This window comes from Streptomyces sp. PTL18 (assembly GCF_059510295.1).
Genome location: NZ_JCAJZO010000008.1, coordinates 124288 through 140852, shown reverse-complemented (window position 1 = coordinate 140852; position 16565 = coordinate 124288). Strand labels below are relative to the sequence as shown.

General features: G+C 72.2%; 14 protein-coding genes and 1 pseudogene. 7 read left to right on the top strand and 8 right to left on the bottom strand.

All coding sequences use genetic code 11. The features are described from left to right. The first annotated feature begins 32 nt into the window (after positions 1-32). The 3 genes from AC5WS8_RS17770 to AC5WS8_RS17760 all read left to right on the top strand — a co-directional run bounded on the left by AC5WS8_RS17770 (position 33) and on the right by AC5WS8_RS17760 (position 3407). The gene (locus AC5WS8_RS17770; protein WP_496104366.1) at positions 33-971 is read left to right on the top strand and encodes a MurR/RpiR family transcriptional regulator; all 939 of its coding nucleotides are present in this window, start codon (positions 33-35) and stop codon (positions 969-971) included. A 51-nt stretch (positions 972-1022) separates the two neighbouring features. After that, positions 1023-1958, top strand: a complete 936-nt coding sequence (murQ, locus tag AC5WS8_RS17765; protein ID WP_496104365.1) for an N-acetylmuramic acid 6-phosphate etherase — start codon at positions 1023-1025, stop codon at positions 1956-1958. 78 nt (positions 1959-2036) lie between these two features. Next, the gene (locus tag AC5WS8_RS17760; protein ID WP_496104364.1) at positions 2037-3407 is read left to right on the top strand and encodes a PTS transporter subunit EIIC; all 1371 of its coding nucleotides are present in this window, start codon (positions 2037-2039) and stop codon (positions 3405-3407) included. Between the two features lie 22 nt (positions 3408-3429). On the opposite strand, the gene AC5WS8_RS17755 is transcribed toward AC5WS8_RS17760, so the two are convergent. Both AC5WS8_RS17755 and AC5WS8_RS17750 read right to left on the bottom strand, forming a co-directional pair. Continuing rightward, positions 3430-3945, bottom strand: a complete 516-nt coding sequence (locus AC5WS8_RS17755; RefSeq protein ID WP_496104363.1) for a DUF6624 domain-containing protein — start codon at positions 3943-3945, stop codon at positions 3430-3432. Between the two features lie 131 nt (positions 3946-4076). Continuing rightward, the gene (locus AC5WS8_RS17750) at positions 4077-4325 is read right to left on the bottom strand and encodes a hypothetical protein (RefSeq protein WP_496104362.1); all 249 of its coding nucleotides are present in this window, start codon (positions 4323-4325) and stop codon (positions 4077-4079) included. A 109-nt stretch (positions 4326-4434) separates the two neighbouring features. Between AC5WS8_RS17750 and AC5WS8_RS17745 the strand changes: the two genes are divergently transcribed. The 3 genes and pseudogenes from AC5WS8_RS17745 (at position 4435) to AC5WS8_RS17735 (ending at position 6814) form a co-directional block, all read left to right on the top strand. Next, complete coding sequence (locus AC5WS8_RS17745; protein ID WP_496104361.1) at positions 4435-5274, top strand: helix-turn-helix domain-containing protein; 840 nt, start codon at positions 4435-4437, stop codon at positions 5272-5274. Next, positions 5258-5464 carry a DUF397 domain-containing protein gene (locus AC5WS8_RS17740; RefSeq protein WP_496104360.1) on the top strand — a complete coding sequence of 69 codons (207 nt, stop codon included), beginning with the start codon at positions 5258-5260 and terminating at the stop codon, positions 5462-5464. Before AC5WS8_RS17745 ends, AC5WS8_RS17740 begins: the two co-directional genes overlap by 17 nt. A gap of 524 nt (positions 5465-5988) precedes the next feature. Beyond that, positions 5989-6814 (top strand): annotated as a pseudogene (locus AC5WS8_RS17735) (hypothetical protein). Between the two features lie 16 nt (positions 6815-6830). Here AC5WS8_RS17735 and AC5WS8_RS17730 read toward each other — a convergent pair. Next, positions 6831-8207: an APC family permease gene (locus tag AC5WS8_RS17730; RefSeq protein ID WP_496104359.1), complete on the bottom strand. Its 1377-nt coding sequence runs from the start codon at positions 8205-8207 to the stop codon at positions 6831-6833. A gap of 306 nt (positions 8208-8513) precedes the next feature. Then, complete coding sequence (locus tag AC5WS8_RS17725) at positions 8514-9053, bottom strand: TetR/AcrR family transcriptional regulator (RefSeq protein ID WP_496104358.1); 540 nt, start codon at positions 9051-9053, stop codon at positions 8514-8516. A 538-nt stretch (positions 9054-9591) separates the two neighbouring features. Here AC5WS8_RS17725 and AC5WS8_RS17720 point away from each other — a divergent pair. After that, the gene (locus AC5WS8_RS17720) at positions 9592-10989 is read left to right on the top strand and encodes a flavin monoamine oxidase family protein (protein ID WP_496104357.1); all 1398 of its coding nucleotides are present in this window, start codon (positions 9592-9594) and stop codon (positions 10987-10989) included. A 370-nt stretch (positions 10990-11359) separates the two neighbouring features. On the opposite strand, the gene AC5WS8_RS17715 is transcribed toward AC5WS8_RS17720, so the two are convergent. From AC5WS8_RS17715 to AC5WS8_RS17700, 4 genes are all read right to left on the bottom strand, one after another. Next, positions 11360-12004 carry a DedA family protein gene (locus AC5WS8_RS17715; protein WP_496104356.1) on the bottom strand — a complete coding sequence of 215 codons (645 nt, stop codon included), beginning with the start codon at positions 12002-12004 and terminating at the stop codon, positions 11360-11362. Positions 12005-12089: 85 nt separating this feature from the next. Next, positions 12090-13235: an FUSC family protein gene (locus tag AC5WS8_RS17710; protein WP_496104355.1), complete on the bottom strand. Its 1146-nt coding sequence runs from the start codon at positions 13233-13235 to the stop codon at positions 12090-12092. Between the two features lie 325 nt (positions 13236-13560). Beyond that, positions 13561-15120 (bottom strand): carboxylesterase/lipase family protein, encoded by a 1560-nt coding sequence (locus AC5WS8_RS17705; protein WP_496104354.1) that lies wholly within the window; start codon positions 15118-15120, stop codon positions 13561-13563. A 296-nt stretch (positions 15121-15416) separates the two neighbouring features. Continuing rightward, complete coding sequence (locus tag AC5WS8_RS17700; protein ID WP_496104353.1) at positions 15417-16541, bottom strand: NADH:flavin oxidoreductase; 1125 nt, start codon at positions 16539-16541, stop codon at positions 15417-15419. Positions 16542-16565: the final 24 nt, after the last annotated feature.

Sequence of the window (16565 nt, the reverse complement as noted above, 5' to 3'; positions counted from 1 at the left end):
CCGGACGACCGAATCGAAAATAGCTTTCAGGTGTGACCCGCGACGCGAAGGAAACTTTCACAGGGCCGGTGGGGCGGGAGGTGCCACCCGCCCCCGCCGCCCTCGCCGCCAAGGTGCGCACCCTCGCGCCGTCCATGACCCGGTCCATGCAGCGCGTCGCCGAGGCCGTCGCCGCGGACCCGGCGGGCTGCGCGGCGCTCACGGTCACCGGACTCGCCGAACGGACCGGCACCAGCGAGGCGACCGTCGTCCGCACGGCCCGCCTGCTCGGCTACCCCGGCTACCGCGACCTTCGGCTCGCCCTGGCCGGCCTCGCGGCCCAACAGCAGTCGGGCCGCGCCCCGTCCGTCACCGCGGACATCGCGGTCGACGACCCCATCGCCGACGTCGTCGCCAAGCTCGCCCACGACGAGCGGCAGACCCTCGCCGACACGGCCGCCGGGCTCGACACCGTGCAGCTCGGCGCCGCCGTCGCCGCGCTCGCCGCCGCCCGCCGTGTCGACGTCTACGGCATCGGGGCCTCCGGGCTCGTGGCCCAGGACCTGGTCCAGAAGCTGCTGCGCATTGGTCTCATAGCCCACGCGCACAGCGACCCGCACCTCGCCGTCACCAACGCCGTGCAACTGAGCGCCAAGGACGTGGCGATCGCGATCACGCACTCCGGCTCCACAGGGGACGTCATCGAACCGCTGCGCGTCGCCTTCGAGCACGGCGCGACCACCGTCGCGATCACCGGCCGCCCGGACGGGCCGGTGGCGCAGTACGCCGACCACGTCCTGACCACGTCCACGGCCCGCGAGAGCGAGCTTCGCCCGGCCGCGATGTCCTCCCGCACCGGCCAACTGCTCGTGGTGGACTGCCTGTTCGTGGGCGTGGCACAACGGACGTACGAGACCGCGGCGCCTGCGCTGGCCGCTTCGTACCAGGCACTGGCGCACCGTCACCGCCCACGGGGCGGAACGAGACGCTAGGGCCGCCCCTCCTCTCCCAGAGCAGTGCCGCACCGGAAACGAGCCACCCCGATGACCCCCTCGTCCCACCCCCGCGATCTCCGCGCCGAGCTGGAGACGCTGACCACCGAGGCGTTCCGTGCCGAGCTGGCCGGGATCGACCGGCTGCCGACGCTGGAGATCGCGGAACTCATGAACGGCGAGGACGCGACGGTGCCCACCGCGGTCGCCGCGCGGCTGCCGCAGATCGCCGCCGCGATCGACGCGATCGCCGGGCGGATGGCCCGCGGCGGCCGGCTCGTCTACGCGGGCGCCGGGACCGCCGGGCGGCTCGGCGTCCTGGACGCCTCCGAGTGCCCGCCCACCTTCAACACCGGCCCCTCCCAGGTCGTGGGGCTGATCGCGGGCGGCCCGGGTGCCGTGGTGACGTCGGTCGAAGGCGCCGAGGACTCCAGGGAGCTGGCGGTGCGGGACCTCGACGCGCTGGAGCTGACGGAACGTGACACGGTGGTCGGCGTCTCGGCGTCGGGACGTACGCCCTACGCCGTCGGCGCGGTGGAGCACGCCCGGACACGCGGGGCGCTGACCGTCGGCCTGTCCTGCAACGCCGGCAGCCCGCTCGCGGCCGCCGCCGACCACGGCATCGAGATCGTCGTCGGCCCCGAGCTGCTGACCGGCTCCACACGGCTGAAGGCGGGCACGGCGCAGAAGCTGGTGCTCAACATGCTCTCGACGATCACCATGATCCGCCTCGGCAAGACGTACGGAAACCTGATGGTCGACGTCCGCGCCTCCAACGACAAGCTGCGCGCCCGCTCCCACCGCATCGTGGCGCTGGCGACCGGCGCGGCGGACGAGGAGATCGAGCGCGCCCTCGCGGCCACGGACGGCGAGGTCAAGAACGCGATCCTCACCATCCTGGGCGGCGTGGACGCCCCGACGGCGAAACGTCTCCTCGCGCAGAGCGGCGGGCACCTGCGCGCGGCACTGGAGAAGTCGTCCGGCTGAGCCACCGTTCGGTGGAGAGCGGCGGAGGTCCCCGCGCGGCGCCCACCCCGGTGCCTGCGGCAGCCGCACCCTCGACCCGTGCCCAGTACCTCATACGCCGCCACCGCCGCCGCGTTGCTCCCCCTGCTCGGCGGCCCCGCGAACGTCACCTCCGTCGCCCACTGCATGACCCGTCTGCGGCTGGGCCTAGCCGACCGCTCCCTCGTCGACGAGGACGCCCTGCGCGCGCTGCCCGACGTGCTGGGGGTGGTGGACGACGACACGTACCAGATCGTGCTCGGGCCGGGGAGGGCCGCACAGATCACGGCGGAGTTCGAGGCCCTCGTCCACGCGAGTGCCGAGGACCCGGCGGCCCGGGGAGCCGCGGTGAAGGAGGCCCGGCGGCGGCGCAACGCCACGCCCGGCAAGCTCCTGCTGCGCCGCGTGGCGAACGTCTTCGTGCCGCTGATCCCGGCCCTCATCGGCTGCGGCGTCATCGCGGGCGTGACGGGCCTGCTCCTCAACCTGCGCCTGCTGCCGTCCCTCACCCCCGCCCTCACCGCCGTCTCCTCCGCGTTCACGGCCCTGATCGCGGTCTTCGTGGGCCACAACACGGCGAAGGAGTTCGGTGGCACGCCCGTGCTGGGCGGCGCGGTGGCCGCGGTGGTGGTCTACCCGGGCGTCGCCAAGGTCACGGTGCTCGGGACGGCCCTCGCCCCCGGCCGGGGCGGGGTGCTGGGCGCCCTGGCCGCCGCGCTGCTGGCGACGTACGTCGAGAAGTGGTGCCGCACCTGGGTCCCGCCCACCCTGGACGTCCTGCTGACCCCGACGCTCACGGTCCTGGTCCCCGGCCTGGTGACGCTCTACGTCCTGATGTACGCGGCCGGAGCGGCGGCGAGCGCCCTCGGAGCGGCGGCGAACTGGCTGCTGTCGACGACAGGCGCTCTCGCGGGCCTGGCGCTCGGCGGCCTGTTCCTCCCCCTGGTGATGCTGGGCCTGCACCAGGCCCTCATCCCGATCCACACCACCCTCATCGAACAGCAGGGCTCCACGGTCCTGCTTCCGCTCCTGGCGATGGCGGGCGCGGGCCAGGTGGGCGCGGCCCTGGCGGTCTACGTCCGCCTCCGCCACGACCACTCCCTGCGTACGACGATCCGCTCGGCCCTGCCGGCGGGTCTGCTGGGCGTGGGCGAGCCGCTGATCTACGGAGTGTCGCTCCCGCTGGGCCGCCCGTTCCTCACGGCGTGCGTCGGCGGCGCGGCGGGCGGAGCGTTCGTCGGCGCCTTCGCCATGCTGGGCTGCAAGGTCGGGGCGACGGCGATCGGCCCGTCCGGCTGGGCGCTTTTCCCGTTGCTGGCGGGGAACAGGGGGCCGGGAGTGACTGCTGCGATCTACGCGGGAGGCCTGCTGACCGGCTACCTGGTGGGCTTCGTGGCGACGTACGCGTTCGGCCTTCCGCGGCGGACGTAGCCGGTCGACGCGGGGCTTCCGATCAGGCGGATCTCGGCGCGAACTTGGCGACGTACTCGGCGAAGGGCTCGATGCCGGCCTCGGCACGCAGTTCGTCCACGCGCTCGGGCTCCTCGCAGGGCCACGGCACCGGCGAACCGTCCTCTCCCACACCGGCGATCTGGGTCCCGTAGACCTGCTTGCGCCCCTCGTTGACCAGCGTCCGGTCGCGCAGGAACGCCAACTCACGCGGACGGGCCGTCCCCGCCGCCACCGCCTGCTCCATCAGCCGCAGCGCACGGCGCTGGACGTCGAGCAGGCGGTCCGCGTGCTGGGCGATCAGCCAGGCCGCACGGGCGGCGTCCTCGCCGACGACATCCGCCGTCGGCCAGCCGAACTCATCCATGAGCGCAGCCAGCCGGTCCCCGTGCCGCGCGGTCAACCGACGCCACGCCAGCCGCTCGGCGAGGTCGTCGCTGTTCGCCCGGGCGGCGGCCCGGTGGTCGGCCTCGGCCATGGCCACGAGTTCCTGCGCCAGAGCGGCGACGTCCTGGGTCACTCTCAACTCCCGTGGGTGTCATGCGGTGTACGTCTTCCACCGGTCACCCTAAAGCCGCATACGGCACACAAAGATCATTCCGGAGAACGGTGACAGGGCCCGGCGGGCGCTGGGATACTGGATCCACCGGTTCACGGCACCCGCGAGTCCCGATTGAGCTGCCGCACCCGCGCTCGCAGCTCCTCTCCCACGGGCATCGCCCGCAGGACGTCCGTCAGGTGCCGGGCCGTCCGCACGTTGCAGCGCCCGAGCTCCACCAGGACGAACCGCTCGTCACTCGCGCCGGTCACCGGGTCGACGCCCAGCGACGGCAGTACGACATCGACACGCGCCAGAGCGGCCCGCAACGCCTCCACGACCTCTTGGGTGGACTGCGCCATCCCTCACCTCCACACTGAGTTTCCGATTCGCCACCCAGCGTGGCCGCTGCGCTCCTAACCTGGCCATACCCGGCACCCAACAACCCGACGTGTGCGACAGGAAGCTGCCATGCCAGGACCGAAGGACCTCGACCCGTCCTCCTCACCCCGGGCCCTGCTGGGCGCCGAGCTGCGGTACGCCCGCGAGAAAGCAGCCCTGAGCCAGGAGGAGCTGGGCGGGCGGCTGTTCGTGAGCGGGTCGTTCATCGGGCAACTGGAGGCGGGGACGCGGCGGATGCAGCCGGAGTACGCGCGGATGCTGGACGAGGTCCTGGGCACGGAGGACTTCTTCACCCGGAACTGCCTGGCGGCGGCGAAGTCGAGGTACCCGGAGCACTTCGCGGAGGCGGCGGAGGCGGAGGTGAAGGCCACGGCGATCAGGGAGTACGCATCGATGCTGATCCCGGGGCTGCTCCAGACGTCCGCCTATGCACGGGCCGTGTGTCGCGCGTACCAGCCGACAGCGACTGAGGAGAAGATCGACGAGTTGGTCAGGGATCGGATCGCGCGCGCCCGCATCCTCGCCGATCCAACAGAGCCGATGTTGTGGGCCGTGGTTGACGAAGCGGCACTGCGCCGCGTGACGGGCGGGCCCAACGTCATGGCGGAGGCTCTGCGTCACATCGCTGATCTGGCGCTCCGAAGCCGGGCCATCGTCCAAGTGCTGCCGTTCGACGCGGGGGCGCACCCGGCGATGCAGGGCTGCGTGAAGCTGATGGACTTCGACGACGCGCCTCCGCTGGTCTACCTGGAGGGCGTCGGCACCGGACGGCTGGAGGACGACCGCGCCACCGTGGCGGAATACAGGCTCTACTACGAGTTCCTCACGGCCTCGGCGCAGTCCCCTGGGAAGTCCCTGGCCCTGATCGAAGCGATGGCGCAGGATTACGCCCATGAGGCGCATCTCTGACTACGACATGAGCACGGCCGGCTGGTACAAGTCCAGCTACAGCGGTGGCAGCGGCGACAACTGCCTGGAAGTGACCCACGACTTCTCCGCCCTCGTCCCAGTCCGCGACTCCAAGAACCCTGACGGTCCGAAGCTCGTGTTCCGGGCGGAGACCTGGGCGGCGTTCGTCGAAAGCGTCAAGCACGGCTAGAGCCAGGTTCCGGACGTGCCGGGTACGACACGATGTGCGACCGGCACAGCCGACCCGACACACCACCTGGCACTGGCCCGTGAACGGGGACGGCGGCACCCGCCTTCCACCGCGAAAGCTACGTTCCTCAAGGCATCACGGGAGATCAACTCCTTGTTCGAGGAACGCAGCCAGTGGCCGGAACGGGGCATGAGCGTCAGCTGACGGCTCACTGCCGCCACGCACTGACCCATTGCGCACCGGCGCATCGGCGCGCCCCGAAGCTCAAGTCCCGCGCTCCGAGCCCTCTTTGCAAGGAATGGTTGAGGGCCTCAACCCGCCCTCCCACCCTGCGTGTTGACCTGACGCGTTCGACTTGCAACGCACGGTGACAACGCTCTAGCGTGCCCGCATAACGAACAGCCCCCGCTCGGTGCTCGCAACACCTGCGGGGGCTTGACCTACGAGATCGAAAGCGACTCGATCCCATGGCTGACGCCAAGCTTAGTGCTGCCTCCCTGCTCGCGCACGCCTCCCCGCACCCGATGGCCAATCCGGGCTACGGCAAGCGCTCCGCCCCCGACCAACGTCCCCGTGCCCGACACGACTTCGCCCACCTCCCACCCCGCGAAGCCGCCGTCGCCGCCTACGTCGACCGCCTCCCCGACGGCGCCGACATCTCCGTGAAGACGCTGGCCAAGCACCTCCCGTACGGCCAGTGCGCGCTCCGCACCGCCCTCAACCACCTTCAGCGGGCAGGGCACTTGCGCCGGGGCCGGGAGCGGCTGGAGGCGGAGGTGGGCGGCTCCCGCTGGATCACCCGATCGTGGTTCTCCCGTACGGCACGGGACGACGGCTGGTGGGCGGCGTTCGTCCGGGGTGACGTGCCGAGGGAGCCGTCACCGGAGGCACCCCGGCCGACCCGTACCCGCGCCCACATCCTCCTCGCCGCCCTCGGCCGCACGGCCCCCGCCCTGTCGCTCTCCCAGGCGGACTGTGCGGCCCTCGCCCCGCTCGTGGCGGAGTGGTTCGCCCGGGGTGCGACGGACGAGGCCGTCCTCCGCGCTCTGGCCGCCGGCCTGCCCTCTCCGGTCCACCACCCTGCCGCCCCTGGTTCGCAGGCGCCTGACCGACAAGCTCCCGCCCGAGCCGGCACCCGAGTTCCAGCGCCGCCCCCTCCGCGTACTGGAATGCGCGGAGTGCGGGATCCCGGGCCGCCCGGATGCGCTGACCGGCGGCCTGTGCGGCGCGTGCCGGAACGGGCCCGCCGCCCGCCTCGACGCGCCCCTGCCGGCCCGGACCGTCCGCGCCCACGCGGCCGGGATCCGCGGCGAGATGTCGCTGCGGCGACGCGAAAGGACACCCGTGTGACGGCTCCCAGGGCAGTTCAGGGGCCTTCGCAGCCGTGCGAGGCGCCCGGAATGCGGCGCCGCCGGGCGAGCGGGAAGTAGAGCAGTGCCGAGCCGGCTACGGCCAGGAGGCAGTACGTCACCGCCTGGGTGCCGTTCTGCACGTACTGCTGCCAGGCTGCCCACGCGCAGACGCCTGTCAGGCTCAGGGCGATGAGGCAGAGCGAGAACGCCCCGCCGGGGATGAGGTACGGGCGGTCCAGTTCCGGCTCGCGTACGCGCAGCGAGACGAGTGCGGCGACCTCGAGCAGCAGCGTGATGTTGGTCAGGAAGACGTCCGCGACGATCAGGTCGCTGAAGCTGCTGAGGCAGAACAACGCGTAGATCGCCGAGGAGCCGATGACGGAGACGGCCGGCACCTGGCGCCGTGTGCTCCTCCTCGCCATCCGGGCCGGGAAGTAGCCGTCCTCCGCCAGTGCGAAGGGTATGCGGGCGTTGGAGGCGAGGAGCGCGGAGAACATCGCCAGCGAGGCGAACATGCCGCCGACGGTCAGGGTGATCTGCAGCCACGGTCCGGCCAGGGTCCCGGCCACGACGGAGAAGGAGCCGCTGTGCCAGTTCTTCCAGCCGGCCGGGCCGTCCGGTCCGGCCGCGAGCGAGGCCAGCGTGGGCAGCAGGTAGCCGACGACGATGACCACGACCGAGAGCGCGAGCGCACGCGGCAGGTGCTTGCGCGGGTTGTCCATCTCGCCGGCGAAGGCCGAGACGCTGTCCCAGCCGCTGTAGTTCCACATCGCGAGGAAGAGGCCGTCGCCGAAGGCGCTCCCCATCGACTGGTCCGGTCGGCTGGTCAGCTCCGTCACCGGGTTCGCGCCGTGGCTGAACAGGTGCGCGAAACCGACGACGCTCAGCAACAGCATCGGAGCGAGGCAGACGATCGCGAAGACGACCGAGGAGTCACCGACCCAGGCCGCCCCCATCAGGTTGACCAGTGTGAAGACCGTGACGACCGCCAGGCAGACGAACCAGTTCAGGTCGAACCGGAGGTGGCCGACGGTGAAGAGCACGTGCTTGCCCGGCGCGACCCAGGCCGCCATGGACTGCAGGTAGCCGGTGAACAGCAGCGGGTAGACGGCCATGTCCACGAAGCTGCACAGCCAGCTCAGCACGCCCTGCTGAAAGCCCCAGAAGTCCCCCAGCCCGCGCCGCACCCAGTGGTAGTAGCCGCCGTCGACGGGGATCGCGGTGCCGAGCTCGGCGCACACCAGCGCGTGCGGGACGCTGTAGATCAGCGGCGTGACGAGGATCAGCAGCAGGCCCATCCCGGGACCGGAGGTGGAGAACAGTTCCTCGATTCCGTAGGCGCCGCCGGAGACGCTGAAGAAGATGAGCGCCACCAGGGGGGTCAGTTTCACCCCTCGGGGCGATGTCAGCGACTGCAACGCCGGAGTGACCTCTGTCGAAACCATGGCGTTCGGTCGCATTTCCATCCCGATGTGACAGACGAGGGGTGACGAGCCGGGTGATTGACGCGCACGCCGCCTTGACGGCGTCGGCGACGGGCAGGGGGTCGTCCCGCAGGACGTCGGCAAGGCCTCCGGTGATCCGGATTCCGGCGCAGCTCACCGCCCGGCCTCGACGTGCCGGTCACCACCGGTCCGGCGGCCGGGCGGGTCGCTGAGCAGGCGCTGACACGGCTGTTCGCCGCGGGATTGGTCGCGTCAGGCGGTCGCGCCGTGCAGCAGGATCGCCTGGATGAAGTCCGGTGCCTGGCGGGGGCCCATGTGGCCCTCGAGGGTCAGCTCCCAGGCGGTCTCGGCCAGGCCGCAGAACGTCGAGGCCAGCCAGGTGGCCGGCATGTCGTTGCGCAGCAGCCCGGAGTTCTGGCCGCGTTCGACGAGCGCGGTGGTCCGCCTGAAGATCGTCGAGGCCCGCTCACTGGCCTCGGGCACGCCCAGGACCTCGGGTTCCACGTAGACGAAGTTCCACAACTGGGCGAACGGCGTGTACTCGGTGACCACTGCGCCCAGTACCTGCTGCATGGGCGCGTTGTCGGCTTCGGCCCGGGTCAGAACCCGGTCGCAGTCGTCCAGGATCTTCTCCGCCATCGCCTGGACCAGCACCTGGCGGGTGGGGAACAAGCGGAGCAGCGTGGCCCGGCTGATCCCGGCTCGAGCGGCGATGACCTGCATCGACGCCCCCCGGTCCTTGGCGAGGACCGCCGTTGCCGACTCCAGTACCTCCGCTGCGGGGGTCCGCATGAACACATCCTCCAATGCCTCTTTTGAAGCATCGTTGCTTCAATGTATCCTCTGGTGCATCAGTTGGATTGTACTGAAGGGGGTGTCCTCTGCCGCCGCGCAGCTTGACCGGCCATGCGGTCACCACAGTTCTGCGCCGTCTCTTCGTCGTGCGCCCCTCCGCCCGCGAGCCGGGATTCCGGCCTGAAGCAGGGCGGACAGGTCCCCGCCCGGCATGACTCCGCCCGTGCGCCGACGACGCCGCACAGGCACGGTGCCGCTGCCGCACATGCCCGGTCGAGCCACGCTTCGACGACCGGTCCGCGGCACGTGACCGTCCGGGCGCGGTCCGCGGCGTCCGCGCTGCGGCGGTGAGGATCGGGCACCCCACAGGCACCCGCCTTGACGCGACCCGTGAAACGCAGCGGGCCGCCGGCGGGCCGCCGCTCAAAGTCCTGGACGGTTTCTTTTCCCCCGGACAGCCCGCTGCGCACGGTGGCTGTCCGCCGCGATGCCCAGCAGCCAGACCGACAGACCAGACCGACAGATAGGCATACCCATGACCCTGCACCGTCGACGCTTCCTGCAGAGTGCGGGCCTCGGCGCCGCGCTCACCTCTCTGGCCGCCTGCAGGGCCGACCCGACCGGCACGGGCTCCACGTCGGACTCGTCCGACCGCGACAAGGTGATCGTCGTCGGTGCCGGGATCAGCGGTCTGGCCGCGGCCCGCCACCTCGCCGACCACGGTGCGGACGTGGTGGTCCTCGAGGCGCGCAGCCGGATCGGCGGCCGCATATGGACCAGCGAGGAGTGGGCCGGTGTCCCGCTGGACCTCGGCGCCTCCTGGATCCACGGCATCGACAACAACCCGATTGCCGCACTGGCCGCGAAGGCCAAGGCACGGACGGTCGTGACCGACCCCGACAGCTCCACCGACTACCTTCCCGACGGCAGCGAGGTCGACGACGCCCAGGCGAAGGCGCTCGAGGGGTGGCAGACCAAAATGGAGGACGCTCTCGCCGCATACCAGGACGACACAGACAACGACGCATCGGTACGCAGCGTCGTGGAACGCGCCCTCGACTGGTCCTCACTGTCGGACGACGACAAGGCTCTGGCCTCCTTCGGGCTCAACGACTACGAGCACGAATACTCAGGCAGCGTGAACCAGATGTCGGCCCTGTACTTCGACAACGGCGCGGACATCAAGGGCAAGGACGTGCTGTTCCCAGGCGGCTACCACCAGATCACCGATCTGCTCGCACGAGGGCTGTCCATCCGCACCGGGCAAGCGGTCGAGCACATCGACTGGGACTCCGGCGGCGTGACAGTCACCACCGAGAAGGACACCTTCGACGCCGACCATGTGGTCGTGACGCTGCCGCTCGGTGTACTGCAGAGCGGCGCGGTCACGTTCGGGCCCGGGCTGCCCGCGAACAAGCGCACCGCCATCGACAAGCTCGGCATGGGCGTTCTCAACAAGTGCTACCTGCGCTTCCCCAAGGTGTTCTGGCCGGACACCGACTGGATGACCTACATCCCGGAGCTGGACAGGTACGGCCGGTGGGAACAGTGGATCAACATCACCCGGCCCACCGGCAAGCCCGTGCTGCTCGGCTTCAACGCCGCCGACTTCGGCCGCACGATCGAAGGCTGGAGCGACGCCCGAATCGTCGACAGCGCCATGGAAACGCTGAAAACCCTCTTCGGCAGCGACATCCCCGCGCCCGTGGACCACCAGATCACCCGCTGGGCCTCCGACCCGTACGCGCGAGGCTCGTACTCGTACAACAAGATCGGCTCCACGCCGGCCATGCGCGACCATCTCGCCGCGAGCGTCGGCCGGCGTGTGCACTTCGCCGGTGAGGCGACGCACCGCGCCTCCTACCAAACCGTCCACGGCGCCTACCTGTCGGGAATCCGCGCGGCGAAGGAGATCGCGGACTTCACCGACTGAAAGAGCCGGCCCCGGACGCCCCCGCCTGCTGCGCCCTTCAGCGGCCTGGCCCCGGCCCCGGCCCCGAGGGACGCGGCGCCGACCGGAGCGGCACCAAGACATCCGAGAGCTGGTCGCACTCCGCGCCGTCCGCACCGGCTCCCGCCCCGCCTGCCGGGCAACATCCCCACCCCCTCATCACCTGACGAAGCACTACCGGTGCTTGCGTGCCGGCAAGGGGCATCACTGGCCGGTGGCGGTCGGCCCCGAACCGCCGACCCGGCCGCGGCGGGCGCGGCGGGCGCGGTGATGACGCCGTCATCACCGGGAGCCGTACGGTGCCGGGCGCCCGCTCTGCCGGGTCCCGCTCCCGTGCCGTGCAAACCACCGGTCACTGATCCGGCTGCTGCGCGGCGTCACCGTGGCGGCGGTGGTACACGCTGCGCCCGACGAGGATCAGGATCAGCACGGCCATGGTGACCAGTACGTACAGCTCGTAGCGCCGGATCGCCGGGTAGAGCGTGTTCAGGTGGGCCCCGGCCAGGCCGCCGAACGTGACCCAGGCGCCGACCCACAGGGCCGCGCCCAGGGCGTTGAAGGCCAGGAAGCGGCGCCAGTGCATTCCGGCCATCCCTGCGATGATCCCGTTCGCCTGGCGCAGGCCCTCGATGAACCTGGCCACGGTGACCACCTTGCCGCCGTGCCGGGTGAAGAAGCCCTCCGCCTTCTCGACGCGGGCCGGGGTGAGCAGGACGTAGCGGCCGTAGCGCTCGACGAGCCGGTGGCCGCCGAAGCGGCCGATGGCGTAGCCGATGTTGTCGCCGAGCACGGCGGCGAGGAAGGCGATGACGGCCACCAGGACGATGTTGAGCCGGCCCGCGCCCGCGTAGACGGCGGCGACGATCAGGACCGTCTCACCGGGTACCGGCACCCCGAAGTCCTCCACGAAGACCAGGCCGGCGACCGCCAGGTAGCCCCAGTGGTCGAGGATCGGGGCGATGTCGGCCAGGACTCCGGGAAGCGGGGGCTGTGTCATCGGTGGTCTCCCGTGCGGCTGGGGATGAGCGGTCGGCACCGGTCTCCATGGTCCTGCACGCCCGCGCGACACGGGCGGGACGGCCTCACGGCTCCGTGGCGACGAGCTGGTCGACCAGACGGCGCGCCTGCGTCAGCAGGGTGCCGTAGGTGGCGACCTGGTCGGGGTCGTCCGGTACCGAGCGGGTCAGGTGCCGGCTCAGTTCGTCCTGCGTGTCGCGCAGCTTGCGCACGGCGTGGCGCAGCTCGTGGTCGTCCTGGGTGCCGAAGCGGCTTCGGCAGTAGGAGCGGAGGGCCTGCGCGGTCTGGTGCAGGAAGTCCGCGTAGCGGCGGGCGACGGAGGGGTCCGGCCGGGTCCCCGGGCGGTCCTCGGACGCGGCCTCCAGGACCGCCCGGGTGACGCCGGCGGTGTGCACGGCGGCGTAGTCGAGGACGACGACCGCGTCGTCGTAGTCCTTGCCCGGCGCGGAGTGGGCGCGCGAGCGGCGGCAGAGGTTGATGCGCATGCTCTCCCGGCTCCAGCCGATCGCGGAGCGGGCCTGGTCCACCAGGCGTCCCAGGCGCAGTGCGCGTTCGTGCCAGTCGGCGGCCTCGTCGGCGTCCCACCGGTCCTCGGCCATCCCCTCGGCCACCGCCTCGAGGATGTCGTGGGCCTCCCCGGTGGCGTCCTGGAGGGCCGCCCGGCTGTCGCGAAGATACACCGGGGGCCGGATCAGCGCGTTGACGGCGATCCCGACCAGGGCGCCGAAGACCGCCTCGGCGATCCGGGCGGCCGAGGTGGCGACGGTGGCCTGCCCGTTGGTCAGGACGAACAGCGCGCCGGTGGCCGCGTAGATGCCCTGGCTGCCCAGGCGCTGCCACTGACCCAGCAGCACCACCGTGGGCAGGACCAGTGCCATGGCGGTCATCGTGTCGTCCAGCGCAAGGGCCGCCGCCGTCGCCACGACCGTGCCGGTGGCGATCGCCGCGAGCTGCTGCAGCCCGCGCGCGATCGACCGGTACACGGTCGACTCCACCAGGACGACCGCCACCCAGGGCGCCACGAAGGCCACCGGCGCCTTCAGCCACCAGCCCGCCACCGCCCAGGCCACCCAGGCGGCCAGTGCCGCCTTCAGTGCCTGGACGACGATGTCCCGCTCCCGGCCGGGTTCCGCCCGGGCCCGCCGTACCGCCCCTGCGGCCGTCCGCACCTGGCCCCCCACCTGCCGCGCCACCGTTCGCTTCCCGCTCATGGCGACCCAGGTGCCACGGGGACCGCGATGAATGCCCGCTTTTCCCCGCCCGCTCGCGCCCGCGCCGGATGCGCGCGGACCTGTCCCCGCAGGAACTCCGCGATGCGCTCGTCCCAGGTCGCGATGTCGGCGGGGTCGTGGGAGGCGTGCAGCCGCGCGTCGGGCGGCAGCTCGGCGAGTTGTCCCGCCGTGGAGACCGGGCGCCCGGGGTCACCGCTCCAGGTGAGGACAAGTGCGGGCTGGGCGAGACGGGCGATCTCCCCCCGGGCGGGCAGGTCGGAGGCCGCCGCCCCGCGCAGCAGCGCCGGCAGCGTCTCGATGAGCGCTACGGACGTTCGAGCAGCGGCAGCGCCGGGAACTCGTGCCCCTCCCAGATGCGCCGCGACGGCTCCTCCGGGTACGCGGTGACCGTCGGGTGCACGTCCAGCACCTGCACCAGCCGGCGCTCGGTGTCGTACGGCGGCCAGCCCGGGTCGCCCGTCCGCGCGAACGTCGTCCAGGACGTGCGGAAACGGGAGGCCAGCGCTTCGGCCTCCGGGCCCGGCTCCACGCCCGCGAACAGCAGGGCGCCGAGGTCCGCCGTGAAGGTGCCGAAGAGGAGCGGGACGTCCAGGGCGTGGCAGGCGCGCAGGACGCCTCCGCTGCCCGGGGCGGGCCAGGTCAGTTCGTACACGTGCGCGCGGCCGCCCCCGGTCACCTGCGCCTCGGCCAGGTGCAGGGTCGGCATGCGGAAGAGCCAGTCGGACTGGATCCGCTCGTACAGCTCGTCGGGCGTGGCGTCGGGGAACGCGGCGCGGTAGGCGGCCTCGCCGTCCGGGCCCGGTGCGAACAGGCGCAGGGCTCCCGTGACCTGTTCGTCGGTGACCCGGCCGAGCATGCCGCCGAGGACCAGGAAGAGCCGGTACTCCTCCCGGTTGTGCCCGGTGATCAGCTCGACGTCCCGGCCGGCGCCGTCCGCCAGCGCCCGCCAGGGGGTGGTGGGCAGCACCTCCCCGTCCACGACCGGCGAGAAGGGGGTCACCGTGGGCGCGACCTGCCCCCAGCGGTCCTGGTACTGGAGCATCTTCGCGCTCAACGCCTGGCCCGCGTCGGTGAGCCGGCGCGGGTCCACGGCCGACAGCGCGGCGGCCGTGGGACGCAGGCCCGCCTCGGCGGCGAGGGCGGTCGCGAGGTCGCGGGCCAGTTCGTCGGAGAAGTACGTGCCCGGCACGCTCTGGGCGATCGCCCGCCGGAACAGCCCGGCCGCGCGGGGCATGGCCAGCAGCGCGGCGATCGAGCCGGCGCCCGCCGACTCGCCGAAGACGGTGACCTGCTGCGGGTCGCCGCCGAAGGTCTCGATGTTGTCGCGCACCCACTCCAGGGCCGCGAGCTGGTCCAGCAGGCCGCGGTTGGCGGGGGCCCCTTCGATGCGGGTGAAGCCCTCGATGCCCACGCGGTAGTTGAAGGTGACGACGACGAGGTCGCCGTCGCGGGCGAGGTGCCGGGCGTCGTAGCCGGGGCTGCCCGCGTGGCCGAGCTTGTAGGCGCCACCGTGGATCCACACCATCACGGGGCGGCGGGCGGCCGGATCCGGGTCGGGCGTCCAGACGTTCACCGTCAGCCAGTCGTCGCCCGGGCTCCTGCCCAGGAAGCCGGTACGGCCCTGGAGGCCGATCTCCTGCGGGGGCGGCGGCCCGAACGCGTACGCCTCCCGTACGCCCTCCCAGGTCCGTGCCGGGCGCGGCGCCTGGAAGCGGGCCTCCCCCACCGGCGGCTCGGCGAACGGTATGCCGCGGAACACCGCGAGGCCGTCCTCCCGGCGTCCGCGCACCGCACCGGCCGTGGTGCGCACCACGGGCCCGGGCTCCTCGTCGGCGGTCGGCCTGCGGGTCTCGGCTTTCGTCATCTGTGACCCCTCACTGGTTGCCGGGACGGGCCCTTCGTCCAGGTGCCCGTGGAGCATGGTGCGTGGGCGGCCCGGCGGCCGCCGCCCGCCTGAGCGGGACGGCGACCGCCGGGCCTGACGATCAGTTGGACTCTACGCCCTGGCCTCGTCGGGCCTCCACGGGCCTCGGCCGGGCCGTCGGGCGCGGGCGTCCGTACCGGGGGACCGGACCGAAGGGCGCCCCGCCGCCGCACACCACACAGCCCCGCGCCCTTCGGAAGAGCGCGGGGCTGTGGACGGCCGGCCGGGCGTCCGCGTCAGTGCAGGGTCTTCACCGCCGCCGCGTCGTACGAGGTCAGGTCGTCGAAGCGGCCCTCGAGGACCTTCCGCGCCCACTCCGGGTCCTGGAGCAGGGCCCGGCCCACCGCCACCAGGTCGAACTCCTCCGCCTCCAGGCGGTCCAGGAGGTTGTCGAGGCTCTTGACCGGGGCGCCCTCGCCCTGGAACGCGTGGATGAAGTCGCCGTCCAGGCCCACCGAACCGACCGTGATGGCCGGCTTGCCGGTGAGCTTCTTCGTCCAGCCCGCGAGGTTGAGGTCCGAGCCCTCGAACTCGGGGAGCCAGTAGCGGCGCGTGGAGGCGTGGAAGGCGTCCACGCCCGCCGCCGCGAGCGGGGTGAGGATGGCCTCCAGCTCCTCGGGGGTCTCGGCGAGACGGGCGGTGTAGTCCTGCTGCTTCCACTGCGAGTAGCGGAACAGGACCGGGAAGCCGGGGGACACCGTCTCGCGGACGGCGGCGACGATCTCCGCGGCGAATGTGGTGCGGGCCACCGGGTCGCCGCCGTAGGCGTCGGTGCGCCGGTTGGTGCCCTCCCACAGGAACTGGTCGACGAGGTAGCCGTGGGCGCCGTGGATCTCCACGCCGTCGAAGCCGATGCGCTCGGCGTCCGCGGCGGCCTGGGCGAACGCGGCGACGACGTCGTCCAGGTCCTGCTGGGTCATCGCCTTGCCGGTGGGCTCGGCGCCCGCGGTGACGAGGCCCGAGGGGCCGACGGCGGGGGCGTCCGAGAAGGGGGGCTCGCCCTGCTTGCGGACCATGCCGATGTGCCACAGCTGCGGCACGATCCTGCCGCCCGCCGCGTGCACCGCGTCGGCGACCTTCGCCCAGCCCGCCAGCTGCTCCTCGCCGTGGAACCGCGGTACGCGGTCGCTCTGACCGGCCGACTCGTGGCCCACGTAGGTACCCTCGGTGACGATGAGCCCGACTCCGGCGGCGGCGCGACGGGCGTAGTACGAGCGCACGTCCTCACCGGGGACGCCGCCCGGGGAGAACATACGGGTCATCGGCGCCATCACGATCCGGTTCGGAACGGTGAGGCCGTTGAGCGCGATCGGGCGGGACAGCAGCTGGGCCGCGCGGGAGGCGGGCGTCGTGACGGTCATGTGGGGGCTCCTCGTGGGTGACGG